A 19,535-nucleotide genomic window follows, 5' to 3' on the forward strand; every position below is an offset into this window, starting at 1 on the left:
AACAGAGTGGTTCGGAAGTCGCACCATAGTCCCGCGAACAACTTTCATGTCTACAGAGTATTGTGATGAACTTCCCCCAGGCAAGGCATTATGGTTCATAGTGTCCAACCTTGTCAAATCTAGGTTATAAACTTAGGGGAGGTTGCTTTCACTAGGGGATTCCCCTAAGATTGTGTATGGCAAGACCAAGTTACGGACCAGAAGCAAAAAGGCGAGCAGGGCGGTTGTTGGCTTCTCTGCTGGCTTATGCTAATGATGAGCTAGAATGTTGTGATGAAGCGGCTTTGGAGAGTCTGCGCTCTGGGATACAAACTCGTTGGCAATTTCCTCGTCGGTTGATTGTGAAGACGAAGGTGAGGTTTTTGCAGGTTTTGACTGGTTTGCAGTCTGGTGAAAGTCCTTTGAGTGCAGAGCAAGTTAAAGAAGCTCTCAAACGGTTTACAGATTTTCTGGCTATTTTAGAGGATAATCGCCCTACTCGCGGTGGTTCGGAAACTTGGCATTTTACGCTTCATCTTTGGTGCGATCGCCACAATACACAAGCTAATTTACAACAGTTTGATTTGGAATGGGAAAGTCGTCGCCCAGAGAAATCTAAGCAGGTTGCACTAGGAGTGGGGGCGACTACTCCCCTACCTCCACTTCTAGATTGGCGAGAAGTTTGTCGTACCACTTTGGAGATGCAAAATCAGCGCCGATTAACTACTAATCCCTTGACAAGTGTGGATGGATGTGCATTTGAGTTTGATGAGGTTTATGTGCCTTTGGGGTTGGTGGAGCGTAAGCAGCGCGAGCGCTTGAATGATGATGTTTCCCCGGTTGAAGGTTCGCGTTTATATGCAGTTGATACCGAAGTGACTCAAATTTCTCCTGATGAGTTTTTAGAAATTGTGCTGCGGCAAAGGAACTGTAAACGTATTGCTATTGTCGGAGAACCAGGTGCCGGCAAAACTACACTGTTACAAAAAATTACTGCATGGCTACTGAATAATACTCAGGATTTGCCGATTTGGATTTCTCTGGCAGACTTACAAGGTAAGACTTTGGAGCAGTATTTAATTGAAGATTGGTTGAGGGCAGCAACACGCAAGTTACATGTGACACCTGAGGTGGCAGAAGATTTTTGTACACAATTTAATCAAGGACGAGTTTGGTTGCTGCTTGATGCTGTAGATGAAATGGCGATGGAATCAACTCACGCTTTGACAAAGATTGCTAGTTTTCTTACTGGTTGGATAGCAGATGCGACAGTAGTGCTGACTTGTCGGCTAAATGTCTGGGATGCGGGCAAAAATGCTTTGGAAGCTTTCGAGACTTACCGCAATCTACATTTTACTTACGGAGATACTCAAACGCCAGATCAAGTAGGGTTATTCATTCGCCATTGGTTTAAGGCGCATCCTGAGTTGGCTGTGAGTTTGCGGGCTGAGTTAGAGCAACCAGGGCGGGGACGAATTAAGGATGCGGTAAGAAATCCATTACGTTTGGCACTGTTATGTCGCACTTGGGGTGTGGAGCGAGGATTGCCGAAAACCAAGGCGATGCTATATGAACAATTTGTGGAAGTTATTTACCAGTGGAAGCAAGAATACTTTCCCACAACTTATGCCCAGAGACAGCAGCTTAATCAGGCACTGGGGGAATTAGCTTTGCAGGCATTTGCTCAAGAAAAAACTAAGTTCCGCCTCAAACATCGCTTTATTTGTCAAGTATTAGGTGCGCCTGATGAAGGTTTATTTCAACTCGCACTCCAGCTTGGTTGGTTAAATCAAGTAGGGATATCAGAAACTGAGGGAGAAAAAGTTTATGCTTTTTATCATTCCACTTTTCAAGAGTATTTTGCCGCATTAGCAATTAACGATTGGCACTTTTTTCTTAACTCTGAGTATGGGGTGCATCGCATTTTTGACTTTGCATGGCGGGAAGTTATTTTGTTGTGGTTGGGAAGGGAAGATATACCACAGACGCAAAAGGAAGAGTTTATTCAAGCATTAATTAATTTTTCAGACGGCTGTGGTGGATTTTATCGCTATCAAGCTTATTTTCTGGCTGCGATCGCTATTCCTGAGTTTGCTGATTGTTCTAGTACTAGTGAAATCTTAGCACAACTGATTAAATGGCGCTTTGGCTATTTCCATTCTGCACAACAAAGGTGGTGGAGATTTCCGCCCCCAATTGTCGAGGGTGCGCGGGTGGCTTTGCTCAAATCTGAGCGCAAATTTGCTATTGCTGCTTTGGAAGAGTTTATCAAAACTAGCCAAAATGACTTTGATACCTGGAATGCAGCATACAGCTTAGGCAAAATATTTGACCCAGGAAATCAACTTGCTATTTCTAAATTAGCAGAACTAGTTACTAGTATTCGTCATGAAAATTTACGTTGGCAAGTTGCAGATAGTTTGGGTAAGATTGATAGAGGTAACTCACAAGCAATTGCTGCATTAATCGAGATTATTGAGTCAACGAAGAAGGATGCTTTACGCCGTAAGGCTGCCTATAGTTTGGGTAAGATTGCTCCGGGAAATGACATTGCTATTTCTACACTGTCAAGAATTATTTCATCAACAACTAATGATGCTTTGCGAGCACAAGCAGCAGAAAACTTACGTACCATTGCTCCATATTTGGCGAGCGCCTTTTCGTTCGTGACACCTAAACGAGAGTATTTTCCTAAAGCAGTTAGGAAAAAAAGTATTAAAAATACAGGTAACAATGCTAGAGTAGTCACAGCTTTAATTGAAGGGATTGCACTAAGTTCAGACGAGGATACTAAAAGACGTAGGGCTTGTAAGTTAGCTACAATATATCCCGGAAATCCAGTGGCGTTCAGTACTTTATTGTATTTGGTGAAGTCAGCGAAAAGTGAATCAGTGCGCAAATGTACAGCAGATAATTTGAAAAAAGTTATGCTTGATGAACAGATGCCAGCATTGATTAAATCCCTCAAGGATTGCTTTTCTGATATAGTTAGCGAAATTGAGATGGAAAAATTCTGTCACTGCTATAAACTTCTCTGGTACTGTGCTGAAAAGATGACTTATTTAGATTTTTATCAAGCTTGGCATGGTGAAATTATTACGTATGAATACAATTAAGCGAGTGGCGATTGTCGGTGGAATTCATGGGAATGAGTTAACCGGAGTATATTTAATTAAAAAGTTTGAGCAGTATCCACAGTTGATAAGTAGGGATAGCTTTGAAACTTTAGTATTGTTGGGTAATCCAAAAGCTTTTGCGGAAGGGAGGCGGTACGTAGACAAGGATTTGAATCGTAGTTTTATCAGTCAAGATTTGCAAGATTCGACGCTTACTAGTTATGAAGATATTCGGGCAAAAGCTATTTACCAAATGCTTATTCCGCAAGACTTACCACCAGTAGATGTGATTGTTGATTTGCACAGTACAACGGCAAAGATGGGGCTGAGTATAATTCTGGGGAGCAAGCATCCTTTTTTACTTAAGTTAGCTGCATATCTCAGTGATATAAATCCTTTAGTAAAAGTCTGCTCTACACCACCCGGAAATAGAGGTTATCTTCGTTCTCTATGCGAATTGGGTTTTGTGATTGAAGTGGGTGCTGTGGCGCAGGGTGTTTTGGATGCAGAATTGTTTCAAAAAACTGAGCAGCTTATTTATACAATTATAGACTATTTCTCCAAGTTCAACCAAGGTATAGTTATAGATACCAATCATACAGTAGAATTCTTTGAGTACGTGGGTGCGATCGATTACCCTAGAAATGAGTTTGGGGAAATTCAAGCCATGATTCACCCTCAACTTCAATTTAAAGATTATCAACCCCTCAATCCAGGCGATCCTATATTCCTAACTTTTGATGGTAAAGAGATTATTTACGAAGGCACATCAACAGTTTATCCAATTTTTATCAACGAAGCTGCTTACTATGAGAAGGGTGTCGCCATGTGTTTAACTTCTAAGCAACAACTTACAGTTTAAGACTAAGGATTTAGAAATCTATCTCTTAATCCTAACTGCTTGATGCCCGATTTTGCACATAGAAGTTTGTAGTGAGCGCTGTTTGCGCTGAAAACCTTTACCTTGAGCGCTGAAGCACTCACTACAAACAAAGCATGTATTTTATGTTTAATTTCACCTACTTACTTAACCTGAATACTAGGAGCAATCGATAAAGAATTTGACGAAGATTTTAAGGTAGATAAGTACACATAACTTAGGTAACGTGTCATTGCTTGAATAGCGACAACAGGCCATCTTCTTAAGGCTCCCACAAAGACTCTCCAATTAAACTTGGCAAAGCACATGAGAACCATTTTCCGACTAAAACTATGAGAAAATCCTATTTCCCTAAGTTTGAGCATCACTTCAGGTATGTCTGCATATTCTAATGTGACTAGAAGTTTGGGCTTTTGCATAAAATAATGAGTGCCTGCAACACATTCTAAATAATTATCTTTAGTGACTAAAGCACCAGCTTTGGAAGCGCAAAAAGCAGTCCAATATATTTGAACTACCAAGTTATTTAAACCAGAAGTCCAACTTGCTATAGCAGATTTTGCCAAATCTGTTTTGTATACTAAAGCTGTTGTTAGCCCTACTCCTCCCGTACTTTGTTCTACACAAACTTCAAATACCTCTTTACCATCCGAACTCATTAAATCCTTTTCTACATTAAAGCAACGTTGTTCAAAAACTTGACCTGTTTTTGCATCACTTTTGGAGAAGTTTAAAATAATTAATCCTAGATCTGGATCTTCTGTTAAAGTCTTAACTATATATGATATGGAATTATCAAAAATTTTGTCATCATCACTAATTGTCCAAACAAATTTACTTTTAGCAGATTGAATACAAGAAGCGATATTTCTCACCGCGCCGATGTTTTCTTGATTCCTGTTGTATTCAAATGTTGTTTGGTGAAAAACTGATTGCCATTTTTCTACAATCTTGGGCGTATCATCGGTTGAACAATTATCAGAAATCAAAATTTCACACACAGATTCAAAACCTTTGATTGACCTAGCTAACCACGCCAGTTGTTGATCAAGTAAATTTGCACGGTTGTAAGTCGGAATCGCAATAGTAAGTAATTGAGTCATAGGTTCTTCTCTATTTTAATATGAGTTCGACAGGTTGAAAAAGCGAAAAGTACTACTACGCTTTTGCTTGAAAGTTGCTTCTATTTCTTAGTCAATGGAATTATTCACCAGTTGCTTGTCAATTCGGCTTTTGACTACTCTTGCAGGTATACCCATTGCGACGGAGTAAGGGGGAACATCTTTAGTAACAACTGCTCCTGCACCAATGACACTACCCTCACCAATAGTCACTCCATCTAGTACAGTTACCTTGTGCCCCAGCCAGCAGTCATCTTCAATCACAATTCCTTGACGAGAAATACCTTGGTATTTAATTGGTTCTCTAGGGTCGGAAAAATTATGATTATTGGCAAATATTCCTGTATGTGCTGCGATTAGACACCGCTTGCCAATTTTAATGTCTCCAGGACCAGCAATACACACGTCAGGACCGATGAAAGTTTCTTCACCTATTTCTATATAAGAGTTGTTCAAACAACCAATATTAGTATTACGCTCAATAGCGACTCCATCTTCTAGACAAATTCTATTGTTTTGGTGTCCTCTGCTATCTATACGAACTCCTTTGAAAATATGAACTCCATTGCCAATTTCCACAGAAGAAGTACCGATAAATTCAACGCCTTCTTGAATATAAACTGAGCTACCTATATGGTGAAAAATATTACGATACAATAAATTTCGCAATTTTGGTCCTAACAAAATTGTTGGTAACTCTCCTACTAAGGTGATTACTAAAAGCTCTTGTAGACGCACCCATTTTGAAGAAAAATCTCTTGAAGTCATGTGTATTTCCTTTCTGATAATTTTGTGTAACGTCACGACATCACGTTGATTTTGACTGAAGTGTTCACTCTTCAGTTAAATTTATTAAAAAGCTGGAAGCTAAATCCCAGATATTTCACCTAAAACTATTCAGGGCAAAGCTTTGAAGATCTAAGCTCTTCACAAAGTAGGAAAATTGGCTATTTTTACAGTTATTGTCATTACAAATTAACCAAGTTCTTAAAGCTAATTTAAAAACTTAGGTAATGCGTCCACTATAAAAATGTATAGTGAAGACTTCTGAATTTTATTAGCAATAAACAAAAATACCTACTATATCGAAATTCTCTCCGTAAAGGCTAGATAACATTGGGTCTATGCCTTTATGCTCTACCAGGAAAGAAATTCAAATCCATCTATCTAAGGTGGAGTCAAACCACCTGGAATTCTTACAGCAGCAACTTTCTGTATTACAAGTTTATATTCAACAAAAAGTTTACCCTTTAAAAGTGGTTGCTTAATGTGAGTTTGGAAGGTTGATAAAATAAAATCTAGCATGAACATATGAGTAACCTCAGCGGCTCTAGTTCAGAGTAGCGCTAGCTTTTAGACAATTTCACTACTTTGCAACTACTTTTACATAACTTTTTTACTATGTACATAATATAATGTAGGAAAAAGTAAAATAGCACTAGATTTGGCTCAACTTAATATAAATTTTACAAAAAGTATACAAAATATTTACAAATCTAATTCTCATTATGAGATTAATTGGGACGCGAAGCAGTACACGCCTATCGCTCTTGGGTAGAACAATAGATTCGGAGGCGAGCGCGACCAAACACAATGCAGTTTCTAAATTATCTTGAGCAGCCTGCAAACTTTGTTCCATCTGCTTGCGAATAGACTATATCTACATTTACTTCCCAGAGATTAATCACTTTATAATCTTGGCGTGCTTGCAATCCCAAAACCTGCGATTCAAAGCTACTGACAATTTGCACTGTGTCGGGCGGTGGCAGAATGTTAATTAATACTGGATAAACTGGTAGGTTGTACTTTTCTTGTGCGAGTGCTGCATAAGCACGCATTCTTAGAGGTAGACGAGTATTATAGCGTAATTGCAACTCATTCAATACTAAAAAAATGCCAAGCGGATGGTAAGCTTTTACAACTACATCACTTTCCCGACTAATCCATTGAAACTCACAAGCAAGAATTTCTTGTGCTAAGACATCGGGGGATTGCGTTACCCATTTTACCCAAGCATCAGGAGCCAGACTAATCAAACGTTTCCCACCGATATCTGCTGCTTTCGCCATATTTCCTTATTCTTTGTGCCTTTGTGCCTTTGCGTGAGACTTAATTTACTTATCATAGAATGGTGCGTTACGGCGCTAGACGAGTAATTAGTAAAAACACGCGCCTAAAAAGCGCAAGAGCGCACCCTACAAGAAATTAATCTCTCTTGGCGTCCTTGGCGTCTTGGCGGTTATATACTCTTAAGTCGTATACTCCGCATTAATCTTCACGTAATCATAACTCAAATCACAACCCCAAGCCTTACCAGAACCAGAACCATTACCAACACTAACCGCAATAATCACCGGATTATCCAACCTTTGCGTAGGAAAGCGACGTTCCCCTGACAAATCATTGCTCATATTCGTCGCCACCACATCCTTTGGTAGAGAAGAATCAGCCGCCGCCTGCTTCAAATATCCACTTGCAGCTGTACGATCAAATGGTAAAGGTTGACCATTTTCCATCAGCAAGAAATTCCCCAACTGAATTTTGAGATTTTCTTGCTCAAAAGGCACACCAGCACGCCCTGCCGCTGCCGCAATCCGTCCCCAGTTCGGATCGCGTCCAAAAATGGCAGACTTAACTAAAGAAGATCCCGCAATGGTTTTAGCAATTTGACGGGCAGATTGTTCATCAGGTGCGCCACTAACTTGCACTTCAACCAAACAAGTTGCACCTTCACCATCACGAGCGATCGCCTTTGCTAAATGCTGGCATACTGCTGTTAACATTGCCTCTAATCTTTCTGCTTCTGCACCCATTTCGGTAATCGCTGGGGTACGAGATTGTCCATTCGCCAAAGCGATCAAACTATCATTTGTACTAGTATCCCCATCAACAGTGATGGAATTAAAACTTCTTTGCGCGGCACGACTCAACATTTGCTGCCATAAAGAAGGAGATACTGCTGCATCACAGGTTACAAACGCCAACAATGTTGCCATGTTAGGATGAATCATCCCCGAACCTTTGGCAATACCGCCAACTCGTACCGGGCGATCGCCTATAGTTGTCTCTAGTGCAATAGATTTCGTTACTAAATCAGTGGTTACAATCGCACTCGCTGCTGCATCCGATCCTGTTTCTGATAGCGCTGCTACTAGTTTGGGAATTCCTGCCTTTAATATATCCATTGGAATTCGCCGCCCAATTACCCCTGTAGAAGCTAGTAGTATAGATTCCGAAGGAATATTTAGCGCTTGCCCTAAGCTCATGGCACTTTCTAGGGCATCAAACCACCCCTGACTACCAGTGGCTGCGTTTGCTTGTCCAGCGTTACACAGAATAGCACGCGCACTGTGCTTAGCATGCAACCGTTGACGACAATAATCTACGCAAGCTGCTTTTACTTGACTAGTGGTAAAAACACCAGCCGCAATTGCCTCACTTGGTGAATATATTAAAGCTAAATCTGGCAATCCTGAAGGTTTCAATCCTGCCGTGATTCCTGCTGCTTGATATCCTTTCGGTGCTGTCACACCACCACTAATTTCTTGCCAGTCTGTCATGATTCATCCCCCACAACTACTAGTTGCATGAGGAGAGATTATATCAAGCTTTTGTCCCAAGTCATTCGTCCGGTGTCATTTTTTCAAAGTCTTTTGTCCTTTGTCCCTTGTCCTTTGTGACCAATGACCAATGACTAAATAGAAAAAAGAGAGCCACTTGGGCAGCTCTCCAGATCATCAGGGTGCATCTACATAACAAAGTATAGCACCGAGGGGGTGAGGGGTCAAACCCCTTTTTAGGTTTTTTTAATATTTCCACTAGAAATTCTGGCGTGGAGACGTTTCATGGTGGGTGGAGACGTTCCATCGGAACGTCTCTACATTGGCAAATCAATACTGGGCAAAAAAAAAGGAGAGCCACTTGGTCAGCTCTCCAGATCATCAGGGTGCATCTACATACCAGAGTATATCACTAATGGCATGGGGGGTGTCACCCCTCTTTTTAGATTTTTATGTGAAGTTATTGTGAAGAATATCAGGGAAAACACTAAGAAGGAATGGAGCATGGGGCGTAGCACAGAGCTAAGGGCTAATAGCTAATGGTTAATAGCAATGAACAATTAACCATTAGCCATGAACAATTAGCCATTGAGCTTCGTTTCCACCAATTCGTTAGTCAATTTAGGATCGGCACGTCCCCCAGTCTGCTTGAGAACCTGTCCAACAAAGAAGCCTTTGAGACTGGTTTTACCACTCTTGTATTTTTCCAGTTCTTTAGGATTTGCGGCGATGACTTGATCGACAATTGGTTCGAGTATAGTGGCATCAGAGATTTTCTCTTCTCCTTTGAAAACTTCATCAGGAGAACGACCATTGAGTAAATCTGGAAGCTTGTCTTTGGCTTGCTTATTGCTGATCGTGCCTTTTTCAATTAAAGTAATAGTCTTCGCCAGATTTATCGGTGTAAGCGCGAGATCTGTAATGGAGAGTTTTTGCTTGTTTAGGTAAGCGGCAATATCTTGAGTAATCCAGTTAGCAGCTTGTTTGGCATTAGCGCCGGCGGCAATTGTGGCTTCAAAATACTCAGAAACTGAGCGATCCTCTGTCAAAACTCGTGTATCGTAAGCGGAAAGCTCTAACTCGCTTTCATAACGATGACGTTTTTGTGCTGGTAGCTCCGGTAATTGACTGCGCCACTCCTGTAATTGTTCTTCTGATACTTCAATTGGTGCTAAATCTGGTTCGGGGAAGTAGCGGTAATCGCTGGAACCTTCTTTAACGCGCATACTAATTGTACGTTGGGAGCCTTCTTCCCAGAGGCGAGTTTCTTGTACAATGCGATCGCCTGCTTCTATCGCCGCAATTTGTCGTTCAATTTCGTATTCAATCGCCCGTTGAATGGCGTTGAACGAGTTCATATTTTTAATTTCTACTTTTGTGCCGAATTTTGCTTGTCCAACTGGACGTACAGAAATATTGACATCGCAACGTAGAGAACCTTCTTGCATGTTGCCATCACTAACACCAAGGTAGCGCATAATTCGACGCAGTTCTTCAGCATATGCAGCAGCTTCCTCTCCAGAGCGCATATCTGGTTCTGAGACAATTTCTACCAGGGGTACACCTGCCCGATTGTAGTCTACTAAAGAATAGGTCGAACCGGAAAGGCGATCGCTACCTGCGTGTACCAATTTTCCGGCATCTTCCTCCATGTGCAAGCGAGTGATGCCAATTTTTTTCCGCATTGGGTTGCCGTCAGCATCAACTAACTCAATTTCTAACCATCCATGCTCAGCAATGGGTAAGTCATACTGAGAAATTTGATAATTTTTCGGTAAATCAGGGTAAAAATACTGCTTCCGGTCAAATTTGCTATATTTAGCAATTTGGCAATTCAAAGCTAAACCAGCTTTAACAGCGTATTCTAGTACTTTCTCATTAAGTACAGGCAATACACCAGGCAAACCCATACACACCGGATCGATGTTAGTATTAGGGTCACCACCAAATGCCGTTGAGCTAGTAGAGAAAATCTTAGTGTTGGTACTGAGTTGACAATGGGTTTCTAGACCAATAACCGCTTCGTACTCAGTTTTTACTGGTGCAGTAGAAGTCATAAAATCTCTAATTTTAGTTTATCTTCTTTCAGGGTTCTATTTTAAACTGCTATTGGCTAATTCTGTTGACGGTTATCCGATAGTCGTAGAGACGCTCCGCCGGAGCGTCTGTACAGTCGTCAGTCGTAGAGACGCTCCGCCGGAGCGTCTGTACTGCATAAGTTTACTAATTTTTCACCTAGTAAGAGTTGTAGTAAAGTAATTTTTATTGACCTTGTTAGGAGATAATTCCGCAATGTCTGATCATATGCAGCGTGAGCTAACTCAACTTGATACAAATAATGCTAAGTTATTTGCTTTATTAATAGGTATTGATTGTTATTTACCAAATACATTACCTGATGGTTCTTCTTACAAAAGTCTTGGTGGATGCGTGCGTGACATTAACCATGTAGAATCTTTCTTGAGAACGAAACTGCAAGTACCCCAAGCACATATCCTCAAACTAACAGCTTCTCATACCGACGGCATCATGCCACTAGAGCCACCAGAGCAACTACCAACTTATGATAATATTGTAGCTAAATTTAAGCAACTTACTGATTTAGCACAACCCCAAGACGAAGTATACATCCACTACTCTGGACATGGTGGACGTTCAGTAACAAGTTATCCAGAGTTGAAAGGAAGTTATGGTGTGGATGAATCACTAGTTCCTACCGATATTGGCAATTCAGAAGCTCGCTATCTGCGTGACTTAGAATTGGCGAAACTTCTACAAAATATGGTAGATAAAGGGTTAGTGGTAACACTGGTGCTGGATAGCTGCCATTCTGGAGGTGCAACGCGAGAAAGAGTCAATGATTCTAATATTCGTGGTCTTGCCAACAACATTATAGACACAACACCGCGACCAACAGATAGTTTAGTAGCATCTACTGAAGAATTAATTCAAAACTGGCAAAAGTTAACACAAGGGCAACAAAACACTCGTAATGTTACAGCGGCTAGTGGTTGGTTGCCTGAACCCAAAGGATATGTTTTATTGGCAGCTTGTCGAGACAATGAGTTAGCCCGTGAGTACCCATTCAATGGTAGAGAAAGCAATGGTGCTTTGACCTACTGGTTATTAGACTCATTAGAAAAATTGGGAACTGATTCTAGCTTAAAGGTACTACACGATCGCATCCTCGCAAAAGTAAACAGTCAATTTCAACAACAAACACCGATGCTGCAAGGAGAGAGCGATCGCTTAATCTTTGGTGGTAAATCAACAAAACCACAATCTGCCATTCTTGTCAAGAAAGTAGATGTAGCCAAAAATCAGGTAATCCTGCAAATAGGCGAAGCACAAGGTGTGCGCAAAGGAGCAGAATTTGCCATCTATCAATTAGGTACAACCGACTTTTCTCAAACCGAAAAACGAGTCGCACTCGCTAAAGTTATCAAAGTGCGTGCAGAAGAATCTGTTGCGGAAATTACCAAAATCCTGCTTCAAGAAAAACCAGGCAACAACCTACGTCTTTATATTCCTCCTGCCCAAGCTGCTCAGACTCCACCAACCCTCAGTGAAGGAACCATTGAAGATGGTGCTTCTGCTCTACTACTATCTCCTAGTATCAAACTGGTGCGGAAAGTACGCCTGTTACAGCCTTTAGAAAATCAGCAACTACCAAAAGGAATAGATTATCAAGAAGCATTAGCAGCAGTCACTCGGAAAGAAAACATAGAAGGCAACGGTTGGGTAGAATTCTTATCTAGTGACGAGCAAAGCGATGAACCTGTTACCTATCAAGTATCCGTCAACACTGAAGGAGAATATGAAATTCTTGATGCAGGTGGAGAATTAATTAATCTGCGCCCTCCACTCAAAGTAGGCGAACCGAATGCTGCCGCTAACATCGTCAAACGTCTAGTACATCTATCCAAATATCAAGCCACCTTACAGCTAGACAACAACGACCCAACATCATCCTTAGTAGGAAAACTAAAAGTAGACATCTGCCGAACGGGAGAAAATAGAGGTGAATTATTACCAATCAACGCTCCAGGTAACGTCCCCACCATTGAAGATGATGAATACGCAATACTGCGTATCCGCAACGAATCAACCCAAGTCCTCAATATTACAGTACTAGCAATTCAACCAGATTGGAGTATTTCCCAGATCCACCCAGAAGGAGCATCAGCCTTTGAACCATTAGATCCCAACAGAGAGAAACTAGTTCGCATCCATACAAGCCTTCCTGAAGGATACACAGAAAGTGCCGACATTCTCAAAGTTTTTGCCACAGTTGGAGCAACAAACTTCCGGTGTCTTGAATTACCAGCATTAGACAAACCTCTGAAAGGAGCACAAGTATTTAGAGCAAATAATCCACTCGAAGAATTATTAGCAGCCGTTGCCAGTGAACAACCTCCAAATAGAGAGGTGAGTGCTGCCGCTTATCCCAGTGAAAAATGGACAACAGAACAGTTGAAACTTGTTGTGAAGGAGTAAACAATTTGAGATAAAACCACAGATAAACACAGATAAACACAGATTATTATCAGTGTTCATCCAATACGGTTCTGATAAGACTTGATCCCCCCAACCCCCCCTGATGAAAGGGGGACACAAAACCCCCCTTTTTAAGGGGGGCAGGGGGGGATCTCCCCGACGATGAAAATGCTTAACCGAACTGTACTGGGTGTTCATCTGTGTTTATCTTTGGTTAAAAATTATTTGATCAAATATTTTGCGACAAGTCAAGTAAATTATCAAAATTATTTCAAACTCTTTGTGAATAACAACCATATCAAAACTATTTTAATTCTGGCAGCAAATCCCACAAGTACCTCAAGGCTACGACTCGATGAAGAGGTACGGGAAATTGATGAAGGATTACGACGTGCCAACAAACGAGAGGAATTTAAGTTAGAGCAAAAATGGGCAGTACGATCGCGTGACTTCTACCGCGCTATGTTAGATTATCAGCCCCAAATTGTTCACTTTTGCAGACACGGTGCTGGAGAAGATGGTATCGTTTTAGATGATGAGACAGGACAGCCAGCATTAATCTCCGCAGAAGCACTAGGGAGTATGTTTAAGCTGTTTGCCACTAAAGGAGTTAATTGTGTATTTTTGAACGCTTGTTACTCTCAAGTGCAAGCAGAAGCAATTAGCCAACATGTCAACTATGTGATTGGCATGAATTCGACAGTAGGAGATAAAGCAGCTGTTGCCTTTGCTGTAGCTTTTTACGATGCGATCGCAGCCGGGGAAGAGGTAGAATTTGCCTATGAGCTTGGCTGTTCTCAAATGATCGGTTTTTTGGAGCAGCAAACTCCGGTACTGAGAAAAAAACAGTTAATTATTCCCACAGCACCCCAAACAGAAGTCATTCCTCCCAACCCCTACCAAGGATTGTCGGCATTTGGGGAAGAGGATGCAGCATTCTTTTTTGGACGAGAGACGTTTGTGAATGGCTTAGTGCAAACAACTCACTCTCAACCTTTGGTAGCTGTGATTGGTCCTTCTGGCAGTGGTAAATCTTCTGTGGTGTTTGCCGGACTGATTCCACAATTGCGAAGTGACGGAAACTGGCTAATTGAATCAATACGTCCTAGTAATCAACCATTTTATCACCTTGCTTCTGCATTAGTGCGTCAATTAGAACCAGAAATTAGTGAAACTGAAAAATTGCGCTCAGCGGCAGGACTAGCAGCAGATATACAGCAGGGTAAAGTGACTTTGCAGCAGGTGGTATCTCGTATTAAAGAACGTAACCTAGATAAACGTTTTCTATTGTTTGTAGATCAATTTGAAGAACTCTACACTCTTTGCCAAAAGGAAGAACAAGAACGCTTTGCTGACATGTTGTTAGAAGCTATTCATCAGAAGATTATAACACTGGTTTTCACTTTACGCGCTGACTTCTACGGCTATGTTCTCTCCTACCGTCCATTTCGTGATGCCTTGCAGGAGTTTACACCCCAATTAGTAAGTTCTATGAGTCGGGAGGAACTACAAGCGGCGATCACTCTACCAGCACAAAAGCTAGAAGTTCAATTTGAAGCACAACTACAAGAGCGAATTCTGGATGATGTCGGACTTGAACCGGGGAATTTACCACTGTTGGAATTTGCGCTTACCCGATTGTGGTCAAAGCAGCAAAACCGGATGTTAACTCACCAGGCATATAATGAGATTGGCGGTGTGAAAAAGGCATTAGCTAATCATGCCCAGCAGGTTTATAATCAACTTAGCCAAACAGAGCAAAAGCAGGCACAGGGAGTTTTTGTACAATTAGTGCGTCCGGGGGAAGGAACTGAGGACACCAGGCGGCTAGCTACTCGCAAAGAAGTTGGGGAAGAGAATTGGGGATTGGTAAGTTATCTAGCAGGATATCAAGCCCGTTTAGTTGTCACGGGACGCGATGATAAGTCAGGAGAAGATACGGTGGAGGTTGTTCATGAAGCGCTGATTCGGGAATGGATAACTTTGCGCAACTGGATGAATGCTAATCGTCAATTTCGCGTTTGGCAAGAACGGTTAAAAGTGACAATGCTGGAGTGGAAAAATAGCAACCATGACTCTGGGGCTTTATTGCGAGGTGTTCCTTTGGCTGTAGCATAAGATTGGTTGTACAAACGCGCTTTGGAAATGACGCAGGAGGAGCAAGACTTTATTCAGGCTAGCGCAAGTCAACGGGAACGGGAGAAACAAGAACGCGATCACAGAAGGCAACTGACAATTATCGCACTAGGTAGCTTCTCTGCGGTAACTCTAATTTTAGCTGGGGTAGCTAGTTTTGGGTGGTGGAGTGCCGCCATAAGTGAAATTAATTCTCTTACTAATACTTCAGATGCGCTTTTGAACTTAGATGGGCGAAAATCTCTCAAATCAAGTTTAAAAGCTGTTGTGCAAATGCAACATACACCTTGGGTAGATGCTGATACACGCACACAGGTAGAACTGGCATTACTGCATACAGTTCACAATGTCGCAGCACCGAACACCTTGGGAGAACACGCAAAAGTTGTTAGGGGCGTCAGCTTCAGCCCGGATGGGAAAATGCTGGCAACGGCTAGTTATGACAACACGGTGAGACTGTGGAAATGGAATTTTGATTATTTACGCAAGGAAGGGTGTGCGTTCATCCGTGAGTATTTCAAAACTAACCCCAACGATGCCGATGCTGAAATTAGCAATATGTGCGATCGCCTACCAAATCGGTAGAAAACTAGTTAATCGGCATCGTTGGGGCAACGAGTGCGATCGCCTTTAATACCGTTTGGTTAAATTTATGCGTACAAAATTTTTCAATGTTTCTGCAATGTATCCAATTTTAGCTTGTAAAGCTAACCAAAAAGTCTGTTAACCTTTAGGGTTAATCACTTTTGTGAAACATTTGCTAAGATGGATATAGTGTTTAAAAACAAAAAACTTGAAAAAGAGTGTAATAACCAGAGGCTGCTAGAGAAAAACCACGGTGCAGATCGAGCAAAACGTATTCGGCGAAGGCTTGATGATTTGGAAGATGTCAACGTACTTGAGGAGATGCGAAATCTTCCCGGACGTTGCCACGAATTGCTTCATGACCGCGCAGGTCAGTTATCTTTGGATTTGGATCATCCGTATCGGCTTATATTTGAGCCAGCAGATGAACCGATCCCTACCAAACCAGATGGTGGCATTGATTGGAATAAAGTAACTGCTGTTAGAATACTCGGCATAGAGGATACCCATGAGTAACACGATCCAAAATCAGTACAAACCAGATTATGTTTCTCCTCCAGGGGAAACTCTTCAAGAAGTCCTTGAAGAGCGTGGGATGTCGCAAGCAGAACTGGCGGAACGGATGGGTAGACCAAAAAAAACGATTAATGAAATTATTAACGCTAAAGCAGCAATTACCCCAGAAACGGCATTGCAGTTAGAGCGAGTATTAAGTATTCCTGCTAGTTTTTGGAATAACCGTGAACGGCGATACCAAGAGGCAAAAGTTCGGGCAGAAGAACAAGAGCGCTTGCAAAAGCAACTAGCGTGGCTTAAACAAATTCCTGTTCAAGCTATGGTTAAGTTTGGCTGGATTCAACGCTGTCAAGACAAAGTTGAGCAACTACGGTTCGTGCTAAATTTTTTCGCCGTCGCCTCCGTTGAACAGTGGGAGGAAGTATGGAGCAGCACTCATGTGTACTTTCGCAAATCTCAAGTATTCCAAAGTGACTTTGGTCATGTCATCGCTTGGCTGCGCCGGGGAGAAATTGAAGCAGCTGAGATTAAGTGTGCCATTTACGACGCCAATAAATTTAGAGAGGCACTGCAACAAATTCGCACTCTGACAGTAAAACCACCAGAGATTTTCCAGCCAGAAGTGGTAAGATTATGTGCTGAAGCTGGTGTAGCTGTAGTTTTTGTGCCGCAACTTCCTAAAACACGAACTTGTGGAGCAACTCGTTGGTTGAATCCTAACAAAGCACTGATTCAACTTAGCCTTCGCTACAAGACTGATGACCATTTGTGGTTTGCCTTTTTCCATGAGGCAGGTCATATTTTGTTGCATGGCAAGCGTGATGTTTTCCTTGAGGATAAAGGCGTTCCAGGTGTTGAGAAAGACGACAAGGAGAAAGGCGCAGATAAGTTCGCTGCGGATATTCTCATCCCCCCTACTGAGTTAAAGCGTTTCCTGGTATCAGGACAACAACAGAGTAAAGCAGGTATTTTGCAGTTTGCGACTGAAATTGGCATTGCACCGGGGATTTTAGTTGGGAGACTTCAGCATGATGGAGTTTTACCGTCTAGTCATTGGAATGACTTAAAGCAACGGTTGGAGTGGGCGTTTGAAGCGGAACTTGATTGAGGCTAGTAAATAATAGCATTCCTCGAGAGAAACAAGAATGCGATCGCCAACCAAACCTTTAGGAAACTATCTTTTCATCGTTCCTGAAGCAATGAGTGCGATACTCACAATGTAAAATAAAAAATATCCAGATGATCCTAAACTGCAACAAAGCAAAAAAATAATGGCAACTAAAGAAAGTATTAAACTGGAAATAGATAAGCTCAAGGTAAATCAATTTTTACGATTATGAGTTACGGAGATTTTAGTTTCAGTGAAGTTCTAGATACTTTCAACTTGACCACTGAAGAAAGCGAAGGTATTTTTAGTAATATCAAACCTAAAGAGCCAAGCTCCTTATATAAACAAACGCTAGTTGAGTACATAAAATTTGTAGGTTTATCTAGCAGCGAAAAGCTCAGATCGGAAGCGCTAGTATTTCCGTTACTTGCTGAACTAGTTAGGTCTGCACCAACTCAATTAAATATTTTCTCAGGGTCTGATTTTACGGTAGACCAAAGTCGTGGTTTGAATGGGCGTTGTGACTTTCTCATCACCAAATCGCCAGAATTTTTAGCTATTAGGTCGCCTGTAATTGTAGTGGTAGAAGCTAAAAAAAGTGACCTTGGTGAAGGATTAGGTCAGTGTTTAGCCACAATGGTGGCAGCACAGATATTTAACGGTGACCCACTGCGTCCGATACTAGGAACAATAACAACAGGTACTGTTTGGATATTTATGATGTTAGAAAACAATGTGGTAAAAATAGACCTAGCAGAGTACTCTATTAAGCAAGCTGATATGATCTTAGGAATACTCAGTTCAGTGATCGATAAACCTTGAACAACAATTTTAACCTTAGCGATGTTTTTCAGTCCGTTAAAACGGACTTCGGCTATTAGCCCAGGAATTGATTGCTGGGTGAGCGTGGATAGAATGAAATAGCTGGAAGCAGCAAGCCGCACCCACAATCTATTTTCGCGCAGTACTTGCACATAATTGGCATCTACTTGATTGACACGAACAAAGATGCTTGGCTGTCTTAGTACGACTATCCATAATATACTTAGGCACTGCATTTCGTTGTTATAGCAGTTAATTTATTAGTCCAATATGTAGGAAGAGTATCCCAAGGATTCGGCAAAACATCATCAGTTACATAAATAGTGCCTGCATTTCGCTTAACAGCTAATTCAATGGCATTATTCATCTGGGTAGTGTCAGATGTGCTATGTACAAGATGTGCAAATTTATTGGCGGGGTAATTAAATAGCCAAGCTGGTGCTTGCCAGTTTTGGTAATTACTATAAGTATCTTCAAATATTATGGTAATGTCCGCCAGTTTTATGTAATTCTCTACTGGAACAGTACCAGGGTTGAGCATGACTAAGGTGCCTTCTCTACTACGAATGTAATTGGTTATATCTGTGTAGTAAGTAAGCTCATTGCTACTCGTAGCTACTTCATCCAAAAAGATACCATCCACTGCATACCAAGTTTTATATTGATCTATTTCTGCTTTAACAGTGATCGCATTACGGTTTCCATAGTTTGTAGGTACATAACCAATAACTTTTATACCTGCTGCCTGTGCATTCTTTACAGCATTAACATAGTCGGAGTTGATTGCTGTGCCAGGACCACTATTAGGATTCATTACCATCACGCCAACTCTAGATGCTGCAGCAGATGCCTGAGTCCAATAAGTTCCTGGATAAAAATAGGCAGGAATAGAAATACTTTGGCAAAGACCTGCTTCAGCTTTGGGAGCAAAATTAATCACACCTAGTGACGCACAGACAGCCATTAAACTCAATGCCACAATCTGTTTAGATAATTTCATGGTATTGCCTCAACTTTGTCAGGGTTTTCCAGCTAGAGAACATCAATCCTCATAGCCATAGCCCTAAATAGGTTTAAGTAAAATCCACTTATGCACTTTAGCTCAGCGTCAACGGTTAACTGTCAACTGTAGGAAATAGCTGTAAGCTGCATAAGTCAACTTATCTTTCATCTAGTAACAATAGCAGAGATTTTGGTATTAAGTCCTCTAAAAGA

Annotated in this window: 13 protein-coding genes and 1 pseudogene; 8 read left to right on the forward strand and 6 right to left on the reverse strand. The window is 41.4% G+C overall.

The genetic code is table 11. The features are described 5' to 3' along the window. The first annotated feature begins 176 nt into the window (after positions 1–176). Together ICL16_RS20430 and ICL16_RS20435 are read left to right on the forward strand one after the other, a co-directional pair. Positions 177–3,095 carry a HEAT repeat domain-containing protein gene (locus tag ICL16_RS20430; protein ID WP_190831286.1) on the forward strand — a complete coding sequence of 973 codons (2,919 nt, stop codon included), beginning with the start codon at positions 177–179 and terminating at the stop codon, positions 3,093–3,095. After that, positions 3,082–3,957 carry an aspartoacylase gene (locus ICL16_RS20435; protein WP_190831288.1) on the forward strand — a complete coding sequence of 292 codons (876 nt, stop codon included), beginning with the start codon at positions 3,082–3,084 and terminating at the stop codon, positions 3,955–3,957. The genes ICL16_RS20430 and ICL16_RS20435 overlap by 14 nt, the downstream gene beginning before the upstream one ends. A gap of 161 nt (positions 3,958–4,118) precedes the next feature. Here the strand turns inward: ICL16_RS20435 and ICL16_RS20440 are convergent, their stop codons facing one another. The 5 genes and pseudogenes from ICL16_RS20440 to gatB form a co-directional block, all read right to left on the reverse strand. Further along, the gene (locus ICL16_RS20440) at positions 4,119–5,078 is read right to left on the reverse strand and encodes a glycosyltransferase family 2 protein (RefSeq protein ID WP_190831292.1); all 960 of its coding nucleotides are present in this window, start codon (positions 5,076–5,078) and stop codon (positions 4,119–4,121) included. Between the two features lie 87 nt (positions 5,079–5,165). Continuing rightward, complete coding sequence (locus ICL16_RS20445) at positions 5,166–5,864, reverse strand: acyltransferase (RefSeq protein ID WP_190831294.1); 699 nt, start codon at positions 5,862–5,864, stop codon at positions 5,166–5,168. An 875-nt stretch (positions 5,865–6,739) separates the two neighbouring features. Next, positions 6,740–7,165: pseudogene (locus tag ICL16_RS20450) on the reverse strand (RpnC/YadD family protein); the annotation flags it as partial. Positions 7,166–7,345: 180 nt separating this feature from the next. Then, on the reverse strand, positions 7,346–8,656 hold the full coding sequence (gene argJ, locus ICL16_RS20455; protein ID WP_190831303.1) for a bifunctional ornithine acetyltransferase/N-acetylglutamate synthase: 1,311 nt from the start codon (positions 8,654–8,656) through the stop codon (positions 7,346–7,348). Between the two features lie 581 nt (positions 8,657–9,237). Next, the gene (gene gatB / locus ICL16_RS20460) at positions 9,238–10,713 is read right to left on the reverse strand and encodes an Asp-tRNA(Asn)/Glu-tRNA(Gln) amidotransferase subunit GatB (RefSeq protein WP_190831312.1); all 1,476 of its coding nucleotides are present in this window, start codon (positions 10,711–10,713) and stop codon (positions 9,238–9,240) included. A gap of 235 nt (positions 10,714–10,948) precedes the next feature. On the opposite strand from gatB, the gene ICL16_RS20465 reads away from it, so the two are divergent. The 6 genes from ICL16_RS20465 (at position 10,949) to ICL16_RS20485 (ending at position 18,320) form a co-directional block, all read left to right on the forward strand. Next, positions 10,949–13,153 carry a caspase family protein gene (locus tag ICL16_RS20465; protein WP_238360870.1) on the forward strand — a complete coding sequence of 735 codons (2,205 nt, stop codon included), beginning with the start codon at positions 10,949–10,951 and terminating at the stop codon, positions 13,151–13,153. A gap of 282 nt (positions 13,154–13,435) precedes the next feature. Then, on the forward strand, positions 13,436–15,271 hold the full coding sequence (locus ICL16_RS20470) for an ATP-binding protein (protein WP_337907093.1): 1,836 nt from the start codon (positions 13,436–13,438) through the stop codon (positions 15,269–15,271). 27 nt (positions 15,272–15,298) lie between these two features. Continuing rightward, positions 15,299–15,874 carry a WD40 repeat domain-containing protein gene (locus tag ICL16_RS45840; protein ID WP_238360871.1) on the forward strand — a complete coding sequence of 192 codons (576 nt, stop codon included), beginning with the start codon at positions 15,299–15,301 and terminating at the stop codon, positions 15,872–15,874. A gap of 180 nt (positions 15,875–16,054) precedes the next feature. Further along, positions 16,055–16,390: a type II toxin-antitoxin system RelE/ParE family toxin gene (locus ICL16_RS20475; RefSeq protein WP_190831314.1), complete on the forward strand. Its 336-nt coding sequence runs from the start codon at positions 16,055–16,057 to the stop codon at positions 16,388–16,390. Continuing rightward, positions 16,383–17,498 carry a HigA family addiction module antitoxin gene (locus ICL16_RS20480; RefSeq protein ID WP_190831323.1) on the forward strand — a complete coding sequence of 372 codons (1,116 nt, stop codon included), beginning with the start codon at positions 16,383–16,385 and terminating at the stop codon, positions 17,496–17,498. The genes ICL16_RS20475 and ICL16_RS20480 overlap by 8 nt, the downstream gene beginning before the upstream one ends. 228 nt (positions 17,499–17,726) lie before the next feature. Continuing rightward, positions 17,727–18,320 (forward strand): hypothetical protein, encoded by a 594-nt coding sequence (locus ICL16_RS20485; protein ID WP_190831325.1) that lies wholly within the window; start codon positions 17,727–17,729, stop codon positions 18,318–18,320. A gap of 223 nt (positions 18,321–18,543) precedes the next feature. On the opposite strand, the gene ICL16_RS20490 is transcribed toward ICL16_RS20485, so the two are convergent. Next, positions 18,544–19,320, reverse strand: coding sequence for a spherulation-specific family 4 protein (locus ICL16_RS20490; protein ID WP_190831327.1), 777 nt, complete (start codon positions 19,318–19,320; stop codon positions 18,544–18,546). Positions 19,321–19,535: the final 215 nt, after the last annotated feature.

The organism is Iningainema tapete BLCC-T55 (genome assembly GCF_014698965.1).
Taxonomy (GTDB): Bacteria; Cyanobacteriota; Cyanobacteriia; order Cyanobacteriales; family Nostocaceae; genus Iningainema; species Iningainema tapete.